Raw genomic sequence first — 16,884 nt, 5'->3', positions numbered from 1 at the left:
GATCTGCGGCGATTGTTAGGGGTTGGCGGATCAGGCGGCGGCGAAGACCAGGCGCTTGAACACTGCGGAGCGGGCCACGCCGGTGGTAACGCTGGTGGCGCCGGCCTGGGTGCCCAGGTTCATGACGAAGTGGGCGCGCAGGGGTTTTACCTGGTTCACCGCGGCGAGGATGTCCTGCTGGAACTCGGCCCCCACCGGCTGGCCTTCCTGGTCCACGGCGTTGAGCACCAGCTCGAAGGTGTAGGGCGCGCCGGCCGGCGATCGCTGGAACCACTCGACGATGGCCACGTCGCCGCCGAAGGCGGCCACCGCCGTCTCCACCGCGGCGCGGGTACCCTTGGTGGTGTGGGTGGTGAAGCTGGCGCGGATCACCGCGCGCTTGGTGGCCTCGGGCCAGTCGTCCTTCCAGGTGTCCACGCTGCGCTGCCAGGCTAGGAACGGCAGGAAGGCCGCCGGGCACTTGTCCGGGTTGGCCAGGTCGGTGATGTTCACCGGCACGGCGTCCAGGCGGCTGGCGATGGCCTTCTCCACCGCCTGTTCCAGCTCGGTGGCGTTGGGTGGTAGCAGGGATTCGGTCATGGGGCCCCCGGGCGTCAGGTGGCGCGGGCCTCGCTGCTGGCCTTGTGCCAGGCGAGGTAGTCGCGCACCCGCTCGCGCACGTCAAAGAACGAGTTGGGAATGAATACCCCGGAGCGTTCCGGGCAGTTCAGCAGCCGCAGCAGGCGGGTGGACGCCGAGGCCGGCGCCGTCTGCAGGTACTGCCACAGGTCGAAGTAGCCGCCGGCCGGCTGGCCACTGCCGATATCGTGCAGGCGCTTGCCCGCCAGCAGGCCGTACAGGCCCAGCTCGCTGGCGCCGGTGGTCCACACTTCGGACGCGGCGCGCAGGCAGGCCATGCCGGAGTAGATACGCGGCACCAGGCGATCGGGCCAGCTGCGGGCGAGAATGTCGCGGTACTTGCGGCTGGTCATCGGGTGCGGCTTGATCCAGGCGCCGGCGGCCACGGCCGCGCGCAGGCGGTCCAGGTCCACCGCCTCCGCCTGCAGCAGGTTGCTGCCGGGCAGGAAAACCACCTTGTCCGGCAGCTCCGCCGGGTAGTGGCGCAGGGCGTACTTGTCCGCCGCCTGCTGCAGCAGCTCGCCGAAGTCGGCCAACTGCACGCGCCCCGGGGCCATGCCGTCCGCCAGCTGGTAGCGGCGGCGGCTCTCGCCCAGGTCCGCCGGGGTGACGATCACCCCACCGAGGGCGGCCAGGCACTCGGTATACACCAGTTCGCCGGGGGCGCCGTTGTAGCGCACGTCGTAGGTCAGGGTGAGGCCCAGCTCGGCGGCGGTGTCGCGCACGAACTGCAGCAGCGGCACGCAGGCGCGCGCGGTCTGCCCGGACCACTGCACATAGCCGGTGCGGCGGATGCGCACGGCGGGGTTCCAGGGCAGCTCCTCCACGCTCACGCCTCACCCCCTGCCCCGCCCGCCAGCTGCTCGCGCACCATGGCCGCCACCCGCTGTTGCAGGCTGCCGGCGAAGTGCTCCAGCAGCTCCTGCTGGGCATCCTGCAGGTCGCGGCACAGGGTTGCCAGGGTATCGCCGTGGGCGGACAGCTGGGATTCCAGCTCCTCGATGCGCGCGCGCAGCGCGGCCTCGGCCTGCCCGGGGGCGGCCGCTTGTGGTTCGTCGCTCATATCAGCTCCAGGTGGTGTTGCGGTTGGTGCTGTAGGTGGTGGTGGTGTTCCAGCCGGTGACGGTGTTGTGACTGGTAACGTGGCTGGTGCCGTGGCTGGTGGTCTTGCTCGTCGCCCGGCTGGTGGTCTTGGTGGTGTTCCAGCTGGTGGTGGTGCTCTTGCTCGTTGTTTTGCTGGTCGTTTGGCCGGTGTTCCAGCTGGTGGTGTAGGTGGTGGTCCAGCTTGTCGTCCAGTTCGTCGGCTCGAACGTCTGCAGGTTGTTGTTTGTGCTTCGCGAGGTGGTCCGGCTGGTGCTTCTGCTGGTGCTCCAACTGGTGGTGTAGGTCGTCGTGTAACTGGTGGTTGTGCTCTTGCTGGTGCCCGCCGCCGTGCCCCAGCTGGTGGTGTAGCTGGTGCTGTAGCTGGTCGTGTAGCTGGTCGTGTAGCTGGTGGCGGTGCTGGCGCTGGTGGCGGTCAGGTGGCTGGTGTTGAACACCGTGTTGAAGGTGTACACCCAGGCCTTGACCCAGGCGCCGGCCTCGCGGATCCACAGCTCCTTGGCCTGCTGCCAGCTGCCGCCGAAATGCACCTTGATGCCGTCCAGCGCCGGCGACTGCCAGGCACCGCCGTGCTTTACCTTGAAGTCGGCCATGTGCGTGGCTCCCGGTTAGACCACAATCCAGATATCGCCATCGGCGCCGCCGCTGGGCTGCAGGTCGCTGACAGTGATCTGGCCGTGGTCGTGGTTGCCCTTGTGCAGCACCGGCAGGTTGTCGCCGTAGACCAGGCCGGCGGACTGCTTGACGTAGGCGGCGCTGGGTTCGGTGGCTTGCCAGGTAGCGCCGTCGTGGTAGGTGATAGAGGACTGCGTTACCTTTATCGCCAGTTCAAACACCCTAAGTCCCGTGTAGGTGGCGGTTTTCTTTACCCACAACTCCTTGGGCTGCCCAAAGCCAGCCGATACCAGCTTAAAGCCATCGTCAGGGAAAATACTTCCGTGATTCATCCCGATATACACACCGGAGTGCCCAGCCAGGGTATCTGGGTCAATTCCCTCCCGCACTTTGATCGTGACAACAACAGCCCCGTGCTGCGATTGATCACCCGTAGCTATAGCCAACACAAAACAAGCGTCCGCAGCTTGACTAGCTGAGCAAGTGATCGTTGCCACTTTTGCCCAGTAATTGTCCCCTCCCGCTCCTGAATGAGGGATATACGCAACAAACCTCCCCAGCCCCTCCACCGGAAAGGGCCCGGCGTCCTCGGTGGTCGCGTCGGTGTAGGTCACCCGCAGGGTGCCGTCGGCCAGCACCTGCATGGAGGAAATACCCCGCCCGGTGTCGCCCTTGGGGCCGGCCATGGTGGCCTTGAGACTCCAGGCCCCGGCGGCCTTTTCGTACAGGTTCTTGTTGGGGCTGTCCAGTTCCAGGTACAGCTCGCCGTCGCGGCCCAGGCCGGCGGCGGGGGCGCCGTTGCCGGCGTGGATGCCCAGGCCCTGCTCGCCCTGTATGCCCTGAATCCCCTGTATGCCCTGGTCGCCTTTGTCGCCCTTCACGCCCTGGGGGCCGCGCAGGTTGCGCAGCAGGGACCAACTGCCCTGGTCCTTGCCGTAGAGGTCGGCGCTGTCGTAGTCCAGGTACTGGTCGCCGTCGTTGCCGAGGCCGGCGGCGGGTACGCCGCTGCCCCAGTGGATGGTGGCGCCCTGGGGGCCGGTGGGTCCGGCGGGGCCGGCCACGCCGGTCTGGCTGATTACCAGCTGTTGGGTGATCTCGGTCATGGGGTCCTCTCGGTGAACAGGCGCAGGTCAAACGGTTACGCGGGGCGCCACCGTGATGGTGCCGTAAATCAGGCGCTCGGCGCTGTCGGTGCCGGGGTTCAGGAACAGGTCGTAAAGGGCGGACTGCCAGGTAAAGCCGGCAGTGACCAGCCCGGGGATTTCCACCTTGATCTGGCCGTTGGTCGGGGTGCCGGCGTCGCCACCAAGCTTGAGCCCTTCCACGTCGTCCAGGGACAGCAGCAGGCGCTTGTCGTCGTGGCTGTCGCGCACCTGCAGGCGCGCGGTGTAGCCGGTGAGGTCGCGGGCCGTGCCCGGCGGGGCCTCCACGGTGATCAGCAGGCCGTAGCCGGCGCCCTGCTCCAGGGCTATGTCGTATTGCGATGCGTACACGGTTACCCCCGCTTGATCTCGATACCGGCCAGCCAGGCGGCCTCGTCGGGCTGGTTGATGATGTCGAACTCGGGCGCGTGTATCTGCACCCGCTGGATGCCGTCCTGGTGCAGCACCCGGAAGAGGCCGGAGCGGGTCACGGGGGCGCCCAGGGCGTGCTGCTCGTCGCAGTAGGCGACGGCGGCGGCCTCGGCGCGGTCGAAGACGGCCTCGTCCACCGGGCCGGGTATCGGCGTCAGGGTGCAGTCGATGGCGTACTGCTTGATGGTGGGCGCCAGCACCTGCACCTTGTCGGTGAGCGGGCGCACCGTCTTGGCGTCCAGGGCGGCGGCCACCGTCTGCAGCAGGTCCGGCGAGGGGGTGCCGTTGCCCTCGGTGGACAGCACCACCACTTCCACCACGCCGTCGCTGGGGCTGGCGGCCAGCGCGTCCTTCACGCGCGGATCCGCGCCCAGGGCGTGCTTCTTGTAGGCGCCCTCGGGCCCGGCGGTGGCCAGCCCCTCGAAGGCCAGCGGGATGCGCGCGCGGTAGCGGGGGTCGTTCTCGCCCTCCAGGCGCGGGGTGTTGTTGTTGGCGCCCAGCTGCTCCAGGTCGCTGTCCACGGCAAAGGCCACCATGACGCCGCGGGCGGCGTCGTTGACGCGCTGGCGCACCAGCATCTCGCGGTAGGCGGCCACCTGCAGCAGCTTGGCCAGCGGTTCGCTCTCCAGGTTCACATAGGAGAGGCCGGCCAGCTCGCCGGCGGGCACCTTGAAATAGGCCTCGCCGTCGCCGGTGACCAGTTCCGCCTGCAGCACCAGGGGCTTGCCGAGGGTGTCCAGCAGCATGGGCGCGGTTCCGTCCAGCTGCGCCACCAGGTCGGCGTAGATGCTTTCAAACTGGGGCACCTCCACCAGCTGCGGCGCCGGCAGGCGGTTGATATCCACGGCGCTTTGGCTGCTCATAGTTCGATCCCCTCCAGGGTGATGGCTTCGCCGCTCTCCAGCAGGTAGCCGGAGACGCGCAGGGTCAGGCCGCCGCTGTCCACCCGCTCCACGCCCATGCTGGTGACCTGCAGGCGCGGTTCCCAGATGGCGAGGGCGTCGGCGGCGGCGGCGTATATGTCCACCTGGGTGCTGCGGGTCAGGGGCGCGTCCACGCTTTGGAAAATGCGCGAGCCGTAGTCGCGGCGCATGACGCGCGAGCCCACCGGGGTGGTCAGTATGTCGGTGATGGACTGGCGCAGGTGCGCCAGGCCTGACAGGCTGCCGCCGGTCTGGTTGTCCAGGCCGTAGGGTTGCATGGGTTGGCCTCCGGCTTGCGGTTATGGGTTGGGCTCGCCCGCGCCGCTCTCCTTGTGGGTGTGGTGCTGGGCGCTGATGCCGTCGCTGGTGAAGTCGCCGCCGGTCTGGGTGACCGGGCCGACCATCTCGATGGCGTCGCCGGCCAGCTTGAGGGTGCCGGCCTGCAGCTCGATGGTGTTTGCCTGCAGGGCCAGGGTGTCGGCCTCGCCGCTGAGGCTGCCGGACACCATCACCTTGGCGTTGCCGTCCTGGTACTCGATCAGGTCGCCATTGGCGAAGGTGCGGCGGTAGAGCCCGGCGGCGTCGCCGTTGGCGGGGGCGGCGTCGCTGTATAGGCCGGCCAGGATCACGCCGGCGCGCAGGTCGCCGCCGGGGCTGAATACCATGACCTGGTCGCCCAGGCTTGGCGGGCGCCACTCGGTGTCGTCCTTGCCCGCGGCGGGGGCGAACCAGCGCAGCCAGGCGGTGGTATTGCCGCCGCACTGCACCCGCGCGCGGGCCTGCTCGTGGTCCACGGCGGCGATGGTGCCGAAGCGCAGCAGGTTGTCCATACGCCGCTGCAGTTCGGTGAGCTGGCGGGCCACGTCCAGCAGCTGCCCGGGGCTCATGCGCTCACCTCGCCGATCTTCTCGTAGTCGTCCACATGCTCGGGGCCGACGTTGGGGGCGTAGCCCATATAGATTTCCACCGGCGACGGCAGCGGCGTGGGGTCGTAGCGGCGGTCGACGCCGGCCCACACGCGCTGGGTGTATTCCAGGGAGTAGGCGGCCACGCCGTTGCCGCCGGGGCTATTCAGCTGCGCCGGGTGCAGGCGCTGCAGTTCCAGCGGGCCCAGCGGCTTGAGCGGCGCGCCCTGCTCGTCGGTGAGTTGCGGATCCAGGGCCAGCACCGCCTCGGTGGCCAGGTCCACGGCGGCGCGGTGGTTCTCCAGCAGGCTGCGGCGGTTGTTGACCAGCGCGAGGATTTCCCACTCGACGGTGAGCGGCTGCAGTCCGTTGTTGGCCGGGCCGGTGGGCAGGGCCTCGACAAAGCCCACCAGTAGCGCCGGGGTGTTGACGGAGAAGCGCGCGCCGGGCTGGTAGAACTCCTCGGGCATCTCCGCCACGGTGGCCACGTCCGGCACCTGCTGCAGGGCGCGCAGTATGCTGTCCTGTACGGTGTTGATGCTTGCCATGACTAACCCTTGAGCTTGCGGGCTTCGCGGTCGGCCATATAGGCCAGGTCGCGGTTGAAGTTGCGGGCGAAGAACTCGAACAGCTGGCGGCCGTCGGTGGCGTCCGCCAGCACCTGGCGCGCCTCGGCCTCGATGCGGTGCATTTGCTGGCGGATGGGCAGGCGCTTGCGGGTCTTGCGCTTGAAGACGCCGCGGTGGCCGGGGCCGACGCGGGCGATAAAAGCGCCGAGCTCCTCGATGCCGCCCGGCCCGCGCACGCCGCTGGCCACCTGGCGCACGCCGGGGATGGACGCCAGCGGCACCGGCAGCAGGCCGAACCACACCTGCGCCAGTTGGCCGGCCTTGGCGTTGCGCTGCTTGACCTTGCGCCGCAGGATTTTCTGGCGCACGCGGGTGCGCTGACTCAGGCTGCGCACATAGCGGGTGCGCAGGTGGCCGGCGGTGCGGTTGGCGGCGCGGGCCTCGGCCTTGGGGATCAGCTTGCGCTCCACCTCGGTGATAAAGGTGTCCAGGGCCTCGCTGCCGCGCAGATCCAGGGTGACGCGCTCGTTGGTGGCCATGCCCTGCCCTCGCTTAGGGTTGGTAGTCCCAGAGTTCGTAGGTGACGCGGCCGCCACCGTCCGGCACCGGCGGGCGCGCGCGGTAGGTGGTGCCGGCGTATTCCAGCAGGTCGCCGTCGGTCCAGGGCGGCGCGGCGGGCTCGTCCATGCTCCAGCTGGGCACCACATGGGTGGCGCGGCCGAACTGGTCGGCGCCCCGGCCGCCGGGGGCCTCGAAGTCGCCGGAAAGGCTTAACGGATCGCCGCCGGCCGCCGGGTAGTAGAGGGCCTGCGCCGATTCGTTAAACGTCTCCGCTATGGTGGCGTTGAGTTGTTGCTCGAGTTGATCCCAGTGCATGGGGGGCTCCTGAAAGACAAACCCCGGCGCGGGGCCGGGGTTTGTTTGGGACTGAATGGCTTAGCTGGTTGTACCCACCTTGACTTCCGCCAGCACGCCGGGGTTGTTGCACAGGGCCAGTACGTTGGACTGGGTGTGTATATCCAGCCCGCGGTTGAACTTGCGCGGTTCCTGCTTGGCGTAGTAACGCTGGCCACGGGTGTTGGCGGTTTCCAGGAAGTCCGCCGGTGCCAGTATCTCCTGGAAGGTGCGGCTGGTGCCCATCGGGAAGGCGTGGCCGGATCCGTCCTCAATGAATTTGCGGACGTTTCCCTTGTTGTCCTCGGCCTTGCCGCGGTACTCCTCGAAGGTGACGCCCTGAAACTTGAAGCCCGCGCGCGGGTCCTCGCCCAGGCGCTGGCTGGCCTCGGCGTGGTACATGAACGCCTTTTCGACACTGGCATGGGTGACGAAGAAGTCCATAAAGTCGCCCGACACCAGCACGTGGATGCCGTTCGAGGTGTCACCGGTCAGGTTGTCCTCGATATAGCGCTTCAGCTCCAGGGTCTTGGTGCGGAAGTCGTCGGTGTGGTTGAAGGTGATCACCTTCTTGGTGATGTTGAATTCGCTGAACAGGTCGTACAGCGTGGAGCCATCGGCATCGGTAATCACGCCTTTCAGCGCACCCATACGGCCGTTTTCGTGGGTGATGTCGTGGCTGTCCTTCAGGTCCTGCAGGGTGTCGTTCATGATCTCCGACAGGGTGGCCAGCTCGCTGGTGGAGCCGAAGGCGCGCACGCCCTGGTACTGGTCCGGCAGTATCTCGCCGGGCAGCGGGAAGTGCGGTACCAGAAAGGACTTGATTTTGCGCTTGCCGATGCGGTGCTGGTCGCCCTCGTCACCGCGGTCCTTGCTCTTAATCAGGTAGAAACGGCCGTTTTTGTACTCGATCAGGGCGGTGGTGGTGTTGATGGGCTTCTCTTTGAAGACATTCAGCTTTCCGGCCCGCTGGTACATGTTCGGCAGCGTCTTGATGGCCTCGGAGAGGCTGGCCATATTGAATTCGGGGCGGTCAAAGGGGTTCGCCATTTCCATGGGGTGGTCCTCGGTTTAACTGGGGAAACAGGGGCACAAAAAAGCCCGCGGCAGTGGGCTCGGGGGATTGCGGTTCTAGGTTGAGCGGCTGGGTTTAGCGGGCCTTGATGCCCAGCAGGGTGCGCAGCTTCTTGATCACCGCATCCTGTTGGGTGGCGTCGCCGTTCATGATCAGGGCATCGCGGTGCACTATGGCCTCGAGGTCCAGCACCATGGCCTCCTTGGCGCCGCCGGTGGTGTCGATATCGGCCAGCAGTATGGCGTCGGGGTTGTCGCCGACCACCGCGTCGATTTCCACGTATTCGCCGGCGGAATCCTTGAGCACCTGGCCCATTTCCAGCACCTGGCCGGCGCCAATGGTCACCGGGCTGCGGCTGTAGCGGTAGTTTTCGTTTTCGTAGATCAGCAGGTCGGCAAGGTTCTTGCCTTCGGTCAGTTCGGCCATGGTGGGGCCTCCTCTAAAAGTGTGTTAAGTCGGTGGTCGGTTGCCGGCGGACTACTTAGCAACCGGCTGCAGCGGAGCGGGCCTTGGCGTCGGCCAGCAGCGGGTTTTCGCTGTTCTCGGCGCCGAGGCTGCTGTCCAGGTCGGGGGACTCGGCGGCCTGGCGGTCGAACAGTTGGACGCGGGCGTCCTCCAGGCTGGCGCCGGACAACATCAGGTCGGCGGCCATGTCGGGCCGTCCGGCCTCGCCGGCCATGCGCGCGATTTCCGCCAGGTGCTGCTTGTGCGCGTTCATGTGCTCGGTGATCGCCTGGGTGGTGTGGGCCTCCAGCTCATCGGCGGTCATGGTGAAGGTTTCGGCCTCACTCTCGGCACCGGTTTGCGGTGGGGTTTCTGTACCAGCCTGGGGCTGGGCTTGCGCTTCAGCGGCTGGGGTTTCGCTGCCGGCTTCGGCCGCGGGGGCGCCGGTCTGCGCTTTTGGCTTGCGTCGGAACATGCCGTCCTCCTCGTCTGCGGCCTGGTCGGCCATCTGGTTGAAAAAATCGTTGTAGCTGGTGATCTCGTCGATCAGGCCGGCGGCCTGGGCGGCCTCGGCCGTCAGTACTTCGGCCTCGGTGGCCTTAACCGCGTCGACGGTGAGGCCGCGGGCGTCGGCCACCAGTTGGCAAAAATCGTCGTAGGTGCTGTTGATATGCTTCATCAGCCGGCCGCGGGCCCCGTCGTCCATGGGCTTATCCATGCTGCCGTCGTCCTTGTACTCGCCGGCCTTCAGGGTGTTGATGATGTAGCCGGCATCTTTCAGCGCCTTGCTGCGATCCACATACTTGGCAATCACACCAATGGAACCGGCCACGGCGCCCTTGATCGCCACTACGCGATCGGCCGGACAGGCCAGGCCGTAGGCGGCTGACAGGGCGCACTCGTTGACCAGGGCGGTGACGGGCTTCTCACCGCGCAGGCTCAACATAAAGCGGGCCAGGTCGAGCATGCCGGCGGCCTGGCCGCCGGGGCTGTCGATCTCCAACACGATGGCGTGCACGGCGTTGGAGTCGAGCGCGGCGATAAACTGCGCACGCAGGTCGGTGTAGGTGGGCCAGCCCAGGTAGCGGTGGATCCAGCGGCCGCGGTGCATGGTGGGGCCGATCACGGATAGCACCGCCAGGCCCTCGCTGGACAGCCGGAACCAGCCGCCGTCGCACTCGAACCACTGCCAGCCGCTGGCCAGCTCCAGGGCCGGCGGTCCGGATCCGGCGCTGGGGTCTATGGTGTCGGGCAACTGCTCGATGGCGCCGAACAGTTGCGACAGCCCCGCCTCGGATATCAGCAGCGGGGTGTTTTCCAGGCTGGCCAGCAGCTGGCGGCGGTTAATCGTCATCGTCTTTCTCCGGTTGCGCGGCGCTGCCGTCGGTTTTCTGCAGGGCGCCGTTGTTGGCGGTGTCGGCGGCGTCGGTGGTGTAGACCAGGCCCAGGCGCTTGGTGCGCTCGCGGGCCTGGGCGTTCTTGCGGTCCACCTGTTCCACGTCGGAGCCCAGCTTGGCCGCCACGTCTTCGCGGGTGATGAAGCCGGCGCGGACCTTGCCCTCGGCGGCCTTCTGGTCGCCCTCGGGGTCCACCCAGTCCCAGGCCTGCGGCTGCCACGCCACGCGCCAGTACTTGCGGCGGTTCTCCAGGTAGTCGGTGATTTTCAGCTTGCCGGAGCCGACGGCGGCATCCATAAACCAGCGGGTGACCGGCCGGCACAGCTGGTGAACCATCATGTGGGCCTGCACCATTTCGCATTTCCGGCGGAACTCCAGGACGCCCTGGCGGATGCTGGAATAGGTGACGCCGCGCAGGTCGCCGGTGACCATTTCGTAGGTGGGGCCGAAGCCGGCGGCGAACTGCAGCAGCTCGTAGCGCAGCCAGGGCTCGAAGCTGGCGCCCACGTCGGCGGGCTTGGAAAACTCCACTTCCTGGCCCGGGGCCAGGTACTGCAGCATGCCGGGTTCCAGGCTGACCGCGCCGGGGGGCGTCGGCGGCGCGCCGGGGCGGGCGCCGGCGATGCCCACGCCCTTGTTGCCCTGCACCGCCTCCTTGACGAAGGCGGCGAACATTGCGGCGGTTTTTTTGCGCACCAGCTCGGCATCCTGGTACTGGTCCAGCTCGCGCAGGCGCACCAGCACCGAGGTGGCCCAGGGCATGCCGTTGATCTGCCCTGGGCGGTCGGGGCGGAAGATGTGCGCCACGTCTTGGGCGGGCACCGGCACCGTGTCCAGGTTGCCGGCGCGGAAGCTGTAGCGGTTTTCCCCCGGGTGCTCTTTGTAGAAGTGGTACTTCACACGGCGGCCGCGCTTGTCGTGCTCGATGCCGCCGCGCACGGTGTTGGCGCCGCGCTGCTCGTTGATCTGCTCCGCCAGCTGGTCAACCTCGATCAGCTGCAGCTGCAGCGGCACGGGCAGTCCCCAGGACAGGGGGCGGATGCGGCGGCGCACGAAGCTGGCCCCGCTCTCGACGGCACCGCGGCAGGTCAGGGACTGCTGGCCGAAGAAGTCGAGCACGCCGGCCGCGTCGGACACCTCGGCCCAGTCGGCGAACAGCTGGTGGGCGTCCTCGCGCAGGCGTTCGCTGTCGATCTGCCAGCGCGGGCGGATGCCAGTGCCCACGATATTGACCACCCAGCTCTCCAGGCCGGAGTTGGCCCAGCCGTTGTTGCGGAAGACGTGCCGGGAGCGGGCGCGGATGGTGCCGGCGTCGTAGTAAAGGGACTCGTTGGGGCCGTAGTCGCTGGTGGCCCAGCTGCTCAGGCGTCCGCGGGTGCTGGCGGCCTCGTAGGCGCCGCTGCTCATGGTGGCACCGCCGGGCAGTTGGAACCCGGCGGCGGCCAGGGTCGGGTATTCCATATGCTTAGAGCCCCTTGGTGGTTACCGTGGTGACGCAGCCGGTGGCGGTACCGGTGGCTGCGGCCAGTTCGTCGCGGATTTCCCGGAACAGGCGCCGCAGTTGCGGCAGGTCGGCCGAGGTGTAGGTGGCCTTTTTGGTGGTGTTGCCGCCCGTGTACTCGATGCTGACCGCACGTTTGCCGGCGGCCAGTTCCATGATGGCGGCCTTGACCGCCTGCAGGTCGGCCTCTGTCCAGAGTGTTTCCATTAGCTGGTCATCCAGTTGGAGGCCACGCGCTGCGGCGCGGCCTGTTGCTCTTGCTTCGGGGCGACGCGCTCGGCGTAGCTGCTCGGCAGTTCGTCCATTTCAGGGTTCAGGATGAACAGGGCGGCCATGGCGTAAACCAAGGTATCCAGGGCCTCGTTGCGGACGCCGTTGTGGGGCTTCCTGAACAGCGATACCGGGTGGCCGTTGTGCATGACGGTGACGGCCTTCTCGGCAGTGAGCTGCTGGAAGTAGTCGACCTCGAACTCGTCCGATACTGGGAAGTGGATATAGCCGCGGCCTGGGCGCCGATAGGCGAGCCGGCGGGCCAGGCGGTTTTTGATGGTGTTGACGCCCAGGGTATAGAGGTCGACGTTGCCGAGGTTGTCGCGGCTCGGGCGACGCACCGGCGGGCCGGAGGGGTCCTTGCCGCCCTTGATGGCTATGCAGCGGTGTTCGTTCTCCTTGACGTAGGCGTACACGTCCTGCGTGTTTAGGCCGCCGGTGTCGATCGCGCAGGCCTCCACCCACATGGCGTGGCCGCTCTCGTGCTGGTACTCGCGGTCCAGGGCCTGGGTCAGGCGCTCCCATACGGCGGTATCGGACGGGTCGCCCTTGAATACCTCGTAACGGATCGGCCAGGCCTCGTAGCCGGGGCCCCAGGCCACCACCTGCATTTCCAGCCGGTCGGGCTGCACATCCACCCCGGCGGTCAGCACCGCCGCGGCCATGGGCACGGCGGGGCCGTAGGGTTCGCGCCTGGCGTAGAGGGGTTCCCACTCGATCTCGGTGGCTTCCTCCTTCCAGGTTTCGCCCAGGACGGTGTTGACGAAGGTGATCAGCTGCTCGGGGTCGTCTTTGACCTCCAGCCACTCCTCCACCAGGGCGGACCATTTGGCCTTGGGGAAAGGCGAGTAGGCGGCCCAGATATGGAAGCCGGCGTGGCCGTTGCGCTTGGCGGGCTTGCCGCAGTCGCCGCAGAGGGCGCGGTGGCCGTCCCACTTCGCGGGCTCCTGTTCCCGGCCGCAGCAGGTGAAGGCGGCGGTGCTGCGCCACTGGCCGTTCTCGACCATCCAGGCGCGGGCGCTGTAGTCGATCGGCTCGTGGCAGTGCTCGCACTCGTACCAGGCTGAATCCGGGTTGCCCTCTTCCCACTTGATGCCGTAGGGCTTGCCCTTGCCGCCCCATTTCAGGGTCTGCATGGTTTTGCAGTGCGGGCAGGGGACGAAGTAGTAGCGCTTGTCGGAGCGGTTAAACGCTTTCTGTATGCGCGAGAAGCCTTCCAGGGTGGGCGTGCTGCCCATGACGGTGAAGGCGTTCGGGTCGGTGCTGTTGCGCTTTTCCCCCAGCTTGATGGGGTCGCCCTCGCCGCCGGAGTTGGACGGGTAGGCGTCCACCTCGTCGAACAGCACACCGCGCACGGTGATGCGGCGGAAGCCGCGCGGGCTGTTGGCGCCCACCAGGTGCAGCACCCCGCCGGGGTACTGCTTTTTCAGGATCGTGTTAGAGCCGTCGCGGGCCTTGTCGGACACCTTGCCGTGCAGGCGCGGGGTGTCGCGCAGCATGGGGGCAATTTCGTCCTTGCTGTAGCCCTCGGCATCCTCCACCGTGGGCTGGACCACCAGCAGGCTGCAGGGGTCCACGTCCATGTGCTTGCCAATGATGTGGTCAATGCACTTGGTGTAACCCACACGCGCGGATTTCATTACCGAAACGCGGTCGACGTCGGGTTCGTCCACCGCGTCCATGATGCCGCGCTGGAAGGGTTCGCTGGTCCAGTCGCCGGACTCGCTCGAACTCTCCGGGGACAGCTTCGCGTAGCGGTCGGCCCACTCGCTAACCTTCAGGAGCGGCGGCGGCCTCATCATCTGACAAGCCGCCGTCCACAGCTGTTGCAACTGAGTCTGGTAGCTGGTCATCGTCTGCGATTTCCCCTAGCGCTTGAAAAATCAGCTGTTTCAGGGTGTTCGCGTGCTCACGCGAAAAACCGGGGATGCGCGATTGCGCCTTCGCGGGTATGCCCATCAGCTTGCTGCGCACGTTCGCGCAGAAGGTTTCCCAGGCGGGCTGGACAAGCTCGACCGCCACTACCTTGCTCTTGGCCTGGTCTAGGGACAGCCGGGCTTTCTCCACCTTGATTTGCAGCTCGAGCTTTTCCAGCTCGGCCATGGTCTGGTCGCTAAGGTCGGAGGTGATGCCCTCGCCCCGCGCCAGGTCTTCGCGCCAGCGCGCCACCTCGGCGGTGTCGAACACCCAGGGCCGGCCGTTGCCCCCCTTCTCGACATAGGGGCAACCCTTCTTGACCCAGTTGGTGACGGTCGGGAGGGATACGCCGAAAAGGGCCGCCAGCTCGTTGCGGTTTACTTCCTGCCCTTTCGCCATCGGCAGCACTCCCGAACTTGACGGGGTTTCTGTTTAGAACTCTCCGCGATTCACAAAAACCCCTAGATTTCCCGTACAAAACGCCCGGACCGATCAAACAACAACAACAACAACCCCCGAAAAAAAACCCCATACCTAGCCATATCTCGCGGTCACCCTACCCGCATCGGAAGGGCGCTCAGGAAGGACCCGGCGTTTTTTTGATCAGGGGTGGAGGCCGGCGCCGCCGGTCAGGGCCAGCAGCTCGGGGCTGCGGTGGGTGTCGGGCTTTCCGCTGGCCAGCTGGTAGATAACCGCGGCCAGGGTCGGCATGTGCTCCGGCTGGAAGTAACCCTTGTGGCGGAACAGGTCGCGGGCCTTGAAGTTGGCCGGGAGCTGCAGCAGGAAAGGGTTGACCGCCTCGCCGTTGAAGCCGGTATTTTTGAAGCCGTCCCGCCCTGCCCTGCCGAAGCGGTGGGCAGGCAGCAGGCCGGCAAGCCAGAGGGCTAGGTCGCGGCGGTGGTAGACGTTGTAGAACTCATCGGCCCCCAGCGCCGGCAGGACCGCCTCGCAGTCGATCGCTGCTCCCAGGAAAAACACCCGGCCGAAGCGGGCGCCCATGGTCATGGCCGTGTACACCACTAGGCAGCCGTAACTGTGGGCAACCACGTTGTCGCCCGGCTGGTGCAGCTCGCACAGCTTGGCGGCGTCCTCGCGCAGCAGGCGGCGGGAGCGCAGGAAGGGTACGTCCAGCAGGCTGCGCGGCTGGTAGTTGAAGTCCACCGCGGTGGCTCCCAGCTGCCGCAGTGCCACCCCCAGTTTGTCGGTGGTGTAGCGGCCGCGGTGCAGGCCCAGTCCGTTGATGGTGATAAACCTCGGGCCGTTCATCGTGGCGCGCTCCCCGCTGCGAAGCGCTGCGCCACGTTGTTGGCAAAGGCCTCGATGGCGGTGCGCAGCAAGCGGCGCAGGCCGTAGGTGTCGATAAAGATCACAATCACCAGCGCGGCATACCATGCCGGCACCTGGTTAAGTGCGGTAAAGCCGGCCATGACCGCATTCTGCAGCTGCCCCGGCTGGTAGGGGGCGTCGGATTTCATCAGGTCCACAAACGGGCTAAGGAACACCAGCACCACCGGCGCCATGGTCAAGAACATCAGCACCTCGTCCTTGAAGCCGCGGGCGGCCACCGTCATGGCGTCCAGGGCGCCAGCGGCCTCGTCGGCGCTCTTGGCGCGCTCAATGCGGGCTGCGTTCTTAGCCCGGCGCAGTTCCAGCGTTGCGCGCTGGTCCTCCTCCTTCATCGCGTTTTTGTGGGCGCGGTCGCGCGCCTTGTCCTCGGCGCGCTTGGTCCAGGCGCTTTTCGCCCAGTCCACCAGGGAGGTGCCGAGGGATACCAGCCAAACGGGTGCGGCCATGGCGTTTTCTCCAGGAATTAAAGCGCCACCCCCACGCAAGGGGGGGGGGAATGCGAAGGGGTGGCTTAAACGGGTTAGAGGCGGCCGGCGTGGTACATGCGCAGGGCGGTGGTCGCCTTGTCGTGCACCTCGCCGAGGCTCAGGTTGCGGGCGTCGGTGGTTTCCACATAGGGCAGTTGGTGCACTTGGCCGTACAGGCTCAGGCGCTCCCGCTGCCAGATGGTCATGGTTTCGCGGTCGGTGGATACCACGACCATTTCGCCCTCAATGGGCATAGCCAGCAGCAGCACCTGGGTGCGGGCGATCGTCTCCAGGCTTACCGCGCCTTTCACCGGGCGGCGCTTAGTTGCGCTCATGGCTGCGCCCCGGGTTGCGCATCAGGAAGTTTTTGACCTGGCTCACGTCCTCGCCCACCCGGTCAATGCTGCGCTGCAGCTCCTGAAACTTGCGGTCGGTCTTCTCCTCCAGACGCTGGTTCTCCTGTTCCAGGCGGGCCACGTCGGCGCGGTGGGATTTCTCCAGGGCGTCCCACTTCTGCCAGAAGGCGCCGGCGGAGAAGACGGCACCGCAGAGGATAACCACCAGGCCAATGGCCACAGGCGTCTCGCGGTTGATGGTGCGGGGCTGGTCGGTGTTGCTGGCCATGGCTTCCTCGAGGCAATAAAAAAGCCCCGGGGCTGCCGGGGCTTTCGTTGGTGTTTGGTACTGCTGGTGATCGGCGCTTAGGAGTCGTAGGAGGTCGGCATGGTGTTGTCCTCGGTTGGCTGCGGTGACGTGCTCGGGTTGCTGCGTCTGGGCTCACCTTGCCCACGGTGCGGGAAACTTAACGCAAAAATCCGCACAATCAAAAACCGTGACCCGTAGAAATTCCGGGGCCTCCAGCGCGGCGGGTGGGTAAAACCCCGAATCCCTCCGCTACAGGCCCCATGGTTTCGGGGTTTCACCCACCCTTAGTGCCGTTGTGGCACAATATTGCGGGAACGCAACGAATACAGCGACAAAACACCCCCACCGAGGCAAGTGCGCCTTGTTGCTGTTGCCAGTAAAAGTTAATCAATGCCAGTTATCTGTAGAGTTAGTAGATAGTTAATAGGTTAATACAGTTACGGATTCTGGAAGCCACGGCTGGCGGGGCTTGCAGGGGTGGTCGGGTGGGTAAAACCCCGAATCTGGGTGTGTAAAACCCCGAATCTGGGTGTGTAAAACCCCGAAAGCGGGTGGGTAAAACCCCGAGGCCGGGGTGTGTGAAACCCCGAAAGCCGGGTGTGTAAAACCCCGATAGAATCAA

The 16,884-nt window shown here is 66.6% G+C and carries 23 protein-coding genes; all 23 read right to left on the bottom strand.

Going from position 1 to position 16,884, the window contains the following annotated elements:
* Positions 1-30 precede the first annotated feature (30 nt).
* The 23 genes from AC6R19_RS19860 to AC6R19_RS19750 all read right to left on the bottom strand — a co-directional run bounded on the left by AC6R19_RS19860 (position 31) and on the right by AC6R19_RS19750 (position 16,241).
* The gene (locus AC6R19_RS19860; RefSeq protein WP_500581609.1) at positions 31-579 is read right to left on the bottom strand and encodes a phage tail protein I; all 549 of its coding nucleotides are present in this window, start codon (positions 577-579) and stop codon (positions 31-33) included.
* Positions 580-593: 14 nt separating this feature from the next.
* Positions 594-1,451: a hypothetical protein gene (locus AC6R19_RS19855; RefSeq protein WP_500581608.1), complete on the bottom strand. Its 858-nt coding sequence runs from the start codon at positions 1,449-1,451 to the stop codon at positions 594-596.
* Positions 1,448-1,681, bottom strand: a complete 234-nt coding sequence (locus AC6R19_RS19850; RefSeq protein ID WP_500581607.1) for a hypothetical protein — start codon at positions 1,679-1,681, stop codon at positions 1,448-1,450. Before AC6R19_RS19850 ends, AC6R19_RS19855 begins: the two co-directional genes overlap by 4 nt.
* 1 nt (position 1,682) lies before the next feature.
* The gene (locus AC6R19_RS19845; RefSeq protein WP_500581606.1) at positions 1,683-2,312 is read right to left on the bottom strand and encodes a hypothetical protein; all 630 of its coding nucleotides are present in this window, start codon (positions 2,310-2,312) and stop codon (positions 1,683-1,685) included.
* 15 nt (positions 2,313-2,327) lie between these two features.
* Entirely contained in the window at positions 2,328-3,437 is a 1,110-nt protein-coding gene (locus tag AC6R19_RS19840; protein WP_500581605.1) for a hypothetical protein, read from the bottom strand.
* A gap of 27 nt (positions 3,438-3,464) precedes the next feature.
* On the bottom strand, positions 3,465-3,827 hold the full coding sequence (locus AC6R19_RS19835; protein WP_500581604.1) for a hypothetical protein: 363 nt from the start codon (positions 3,825-3,827) through the stop codon (positions 3,465-3,467).
* Positions 3,828-3,829: 2 nt separating this feature from the next.
* On the bottom strand, positions 3,830-4,771 hold the full coding sequence (locus AC6R19_RS19830; protein ID WP_500581603.1) for a baseplate assembly protein: 942 nt from the start codon (positions 4,769-4,771) through the stop codon (positions 3,830-3,832).
* Positions 4,768-5,109, bottom strand: a complete 342-nt coding sequence (locus AC6R19_RS19825; protein ID WP_500581602.1) for a GPW/gp25 family protein — start codon at positions 5,107-5,109, stop codon at positions 4,768-4,770. The genes AC6R19_RS19830 and AC6R19_RS19825 overlap by 4 nt, the downstream gene beginning before the upstream one ends.
* A 21-nt stretch (positions 5,110-5,130) precedes the next feature.
* Positions 5,131-5,718, bottom strand: a complete 588-nt coding sequence (locus tag AC6R19_RS19820) for a phage baseplate assembly protein V (protein WP_500581601.1) — start codon at positions 5,716-5,718, stop codon at positions 5,131-5,133.
* Positions 5,715-6,284 carry a hypothetical protein gene (locus AC6R19_RS19815; RefSeq protein ID WP_500581600.1) on the bottom strand — a complete coding sequence of 190 codons (570 nt, stop codon included), beginning with the start codon at positions 6,282-6,284 and terminating at the stop codon, positions 5,715-5,717. The genes AC6R19_RS19820 and AC6R19_RS19815 overlap by 4 nt, the downstream gene beginning before the upstream one ends.
* A 2-nt stretch (positions 6,285-6,286) precedes the next feature.
* Positions 6,287-6,844 carry a phage tail protein gene (locus tag AC6R19_RS19810; RefSeq protein ID WP_500581599.1) on the bottom strand — a complete coding sequence of 186 codons (558 nt, stop codon included), beginning with the start codon at positions 6,842-6,844 and terminating at the stop codon, positions 6,287-6,289.
* Positions 6,845-6,857: 13 nt separating this feature from the next.
* Positions 6,858-7,181, bottom strand: a complete 324-nt coding sequence (locus AC6R19_RS19805; RefSeq protein ID WP_500581598.1) for a head-tail joining protein — start codon at positions 7,179-7,181, stop codon at positions 6,858-6,860.
* Positions 7,182-7,241: 60 nt separating this feature from the next.
* Positions 7,242-8,255: a major capsid protein gene (locus tag AC6R19_RS19800; protein WP_500581597.1), complete on the bottom strand. Its 1,014-nt coding sequence runs from the start codon at positions 8,253-8,255 to the stop codon at positions 7,242-7,244.
* 94 nt (positions 8,256-8,349) lie between these two features.
* Entirely contained in the window at positions 8,350-8,700 is a 351-nt protein-coding gene (locus AC6R19_RS19795; protein WP_500581596.1) for a head decoration protein, read from the bottom strand.
* A 55-nt stretch (positions 8,701-8,755) separates the two neighbouring features.
* Positions 8,756-10,072: a S49 family peptidase gene (locus tag AC6R19_RS19790; RefSeq protein ID WP_500581595.1), complete on the bottom strand. Its 1,317-nt coding sequence runs from the start codon at positions 10,070-10,072 to the stop codon at positions 8,756-8,758.
* Positions 10,062-11,576, bottom strand: a complete 1,515-nt coding sequence (locus AC6R19_RS19785) for a phage portal protein (protein WP_500581594.1) — start codon at positions 11,574-11,576, stop codon at positions 10,062-10,064. The genes AC6R19_RS19790 and AC6R19_RS19785 overlap by 11 nt, the downstream gene beginning before the upstream one ends.
* A 4-nt stretch (positions 11,577-11,580) precedes the next feature.
* Positions 11,581-11,823, bottom strand: coding sequence for a hypothetical protein (locus tag AC6R19_RS19780; RefSeq protein ID WP_500581593.1), 243 nt, complete (start codon positions 11,821-11,823; stop codon positions 11,581-11,583).
* The gene (locus tag AC6R19_RS19775; protein WP_500581592.1) at positions 11,823-13,739 is read right to left on the bottom strand and encodes a phage terminase large subunit family protein; all 1,917 of its coding nucleotides are present in this window, start codon (positions 13,737-13,739) and stop codon (positions 11,823-11,825) included. Before AC6R19_RS19775 ends, AC6R19_RS19780 begins: the two co-directional genes overlap by 1 nt.
* Positions 13,657-14,202 carry a DUF1441 family protein gene (locus tag AC6R19_RS19770; RefSeq protein ID WP_500581591.1) on the bottom strand — a complete coding sequence of 182 codons (546 nt, stop codon included), beginning with the start codon at positions 14,200-14,202 and terminating at the stop codon, positions 13,657-13,659. The genes AC6R19_RS19775 and AC6R19_RS19770 overlap by 83 nt, the downstream gene beginning before the upstream one ends.
* A gap of 204 nt (positions 14,203-14,406) precedes the next feature.
* Positions 14,407-15,069 (bottom strand): hypothetical protein, encoded by a 663-nt coding sequence (locus tag AC6R19_RS19765; protein ID WP_500581590.1) that lies wholly within the window; start codon positions 15,067-15,069, stop codon positions 14,407-14,409.
* Positions 15,066-15,596 (bottom strand): hypothetical protein, encoded by a 531-nt coding sequence (locus AC6R19_RS19760; RefSeq protein ID WP_500581589.1) that lies wholly within the window; start codon positions 15,594-15,596, stop codon positions 15,066-15,068. The genes AC6R19_RS19765 and AC6R19_RS19760 overlap by 4 nt, the downstream gene beginning before the upstream one ends.
* Positions 15,597-15,670: 74 nt before the next feature.
* Positions 15,671-15,952, bottom strand: coding sequence for a hypothetical protein (locus tag AC6R19_RS19755; protein ID WP_500581588.1), 282 nt, complete (start codon positions 15,950-15,952; stop codon positions 15,671-15,673).
* Positions 15,939-16,241 carry a hypothetical protein gene (locus AC6R19_RS19750; RefSeq protein ID WP_500581587.1) on the bottom strand — a complete coding sequence of 101 codons (303 nt, stop codon included), beginning with the start codon at positions 16,239-16,241 and terminating at the stop codon, positions 15,939-15,941. The genes AC6R19_RS19755 and AC6R19_RS19750 overlap by 14 nt, the downstream gene beginning before the upstream one ends.
* Positions 16,242-16,884 lie beyond the last annotated feature (643 nt).

Source organism: Microbulbifer sp. SE14, assembly GCF_059834885.1.
The sequence above is the reverse complement of the archived record's forward strand: the minus strand, read 5'-3'. Positions and strand labels throughout refer to the sequence as shown.

Bases quoted from the DNA above. Each gene is read 5' to 3' on its own strand.
- AC6R19_RS19860 (WP_500581609.1), bottom strand. From the start codon at position 579: ATGACCGAATCCCTGCTACCACCCAACGCCACCGAGCTGGAACAGGCG.
- AC6R19_RS19850 (WP_500581607.1), bottom strand. From the start codon at position 1,681: ATGAGCGACGAACCACAAGCGGCCGCCCCCGGGCAGGCCGAGGCCGCG.
- AC6R19_RS19845 (WP_500581606.1), bottom strand. From the start codon at position 2,312: ATGGCCGACTTCAAGGTAAAGCACGGCGGTGCCTGGCAGTCGCCGGCG.
- AC6R19_RS19840 (WP_500581605.1), bottom strand. From the start codon at position 3,437: ATGACCGAGATCACCCAACAGCTGGTAATCAGCCAGACCGGCGTGGCC.
- AC6R19_RS19830 (WP_500581603.1), bottom strand. From the start codon at position 4,771: ATGAGCAGCCAAAGCGCCGTGGATATCAACCGCCTGCCGGCGCCGCAG.
- AC6R19_RS19825 (WP_500581602.1), bottom strand. From the start codon at position 5,109: ATGCAACCCTACGGCCTGGACAACCAGACCGGCGGCAGCCTGTCAGGC.
- AC6R19_RS19820 (WP_500581601.1), bottom strand. From the start codon at position 5,718: ATGAGCCCCGGGCAGCTGCTGGACGTGGCCCGCCAGCTCACCGAACTG.
- AC6R19_RS19815 (WP_500581600.1), bottom strand. From the start codon at position 6,284: ATGGCAAGCATCAACACCGTACAGGACAGCATACTGCGCGCCCTGCAG.
- AC6R19_RS19810 (WP_500581599.1), bottom strand. From the start codon at position 6,844: ATGGCCACCAACGAGCGCGTCACCCTGGATCTGCGCGGCAGCGAGGCC.
- AC6R19_RS19805 (WP_500581598.1), bottom strand. From the start codon at position 7,181: ATGCACTGGGATCAACTCGAGCAACAACTCAACGCCACCATAGCGGAG.
- AC6R19_RS19800 (WP_500581597.1), bottom strand. From the start codon at position 8,255: ATGGAAATGGCGAACCCCTTTGACCGCCCCGAATTCAATATGGCCAGC.
- AC6R19_RS19795 (WP_500581596.1), bottom strand. From the start codon at position 8,700: ATGGCCGAACTGACCGAAGGCAAGAACCTTGCCGACCTGCTGATCTAC.
- AC6R19_RS19790 (WP_500581595.1), bottom strand. From the start codon at position 10,072: ATGACGATTAACCGCCGCCAGCTGCTGGCCAGCCTGGAAAACACCCCG.
- AC6R19_RS19785 (WP_500581594.1), bottom strand. From the start codon at position 11,576: ATGGAATACCCGACCCTGGCCGCCGCCGGGTTCCAACTGCCCGGCGGT.
- AC6R19_RS19780 (WP_500581593.1), bottom strand. From the start codon at position 11,823: ATGGAAACACTCTGGACAGAGGCCGACCTGCAGGCGGTCAAGGCCGCC.
- AC6R19_RS19775 (WP_500581592.1), bottom strand. From the start codon at position 13,739: ATGACCAGCTACCAGACTCAGTTGCAACAGCTGTGGACGGCGGCTTGT.
- AC6R19_RS19770 (WP_500581591.1), bottom strand. From the start codon at position 14,202: ATGGCGAAAGGGCAGGAAGTAAACCGCAACGAGCTGGCGGCCCTTTTC.
- AC6R19_RS19765 (WP_500581590.1), bottom strand. From the start codon at position 15,069: ATGAACGGCCCGAGGTTTATCACCATCAACGGACTGGGCCTGCACCGC.
- AC6R19_RS19760 (WP_500581589.1), bottom strand. From the start codon at position 15,596: ATGGCCGCACCCGTTTGGCTGGTATCCCTCGGCACCTCCCTGGTGGAC.
- AC6R19_RS19755 (WP_500581588.1), bottom strand. From the start codon at position 15,952: ATGAGCGCAACTAAGCGCCGCCCGGTGAAAGGCGCGGTAAGCCTGGAG.
- AC6R19_RS19750 (WP_500581587.1), bottom strand. From the start codon at position 16,241: ATGGCCAGCAACACCGACCAGCCCCGCACCATCAACCGCGAGACGCCT.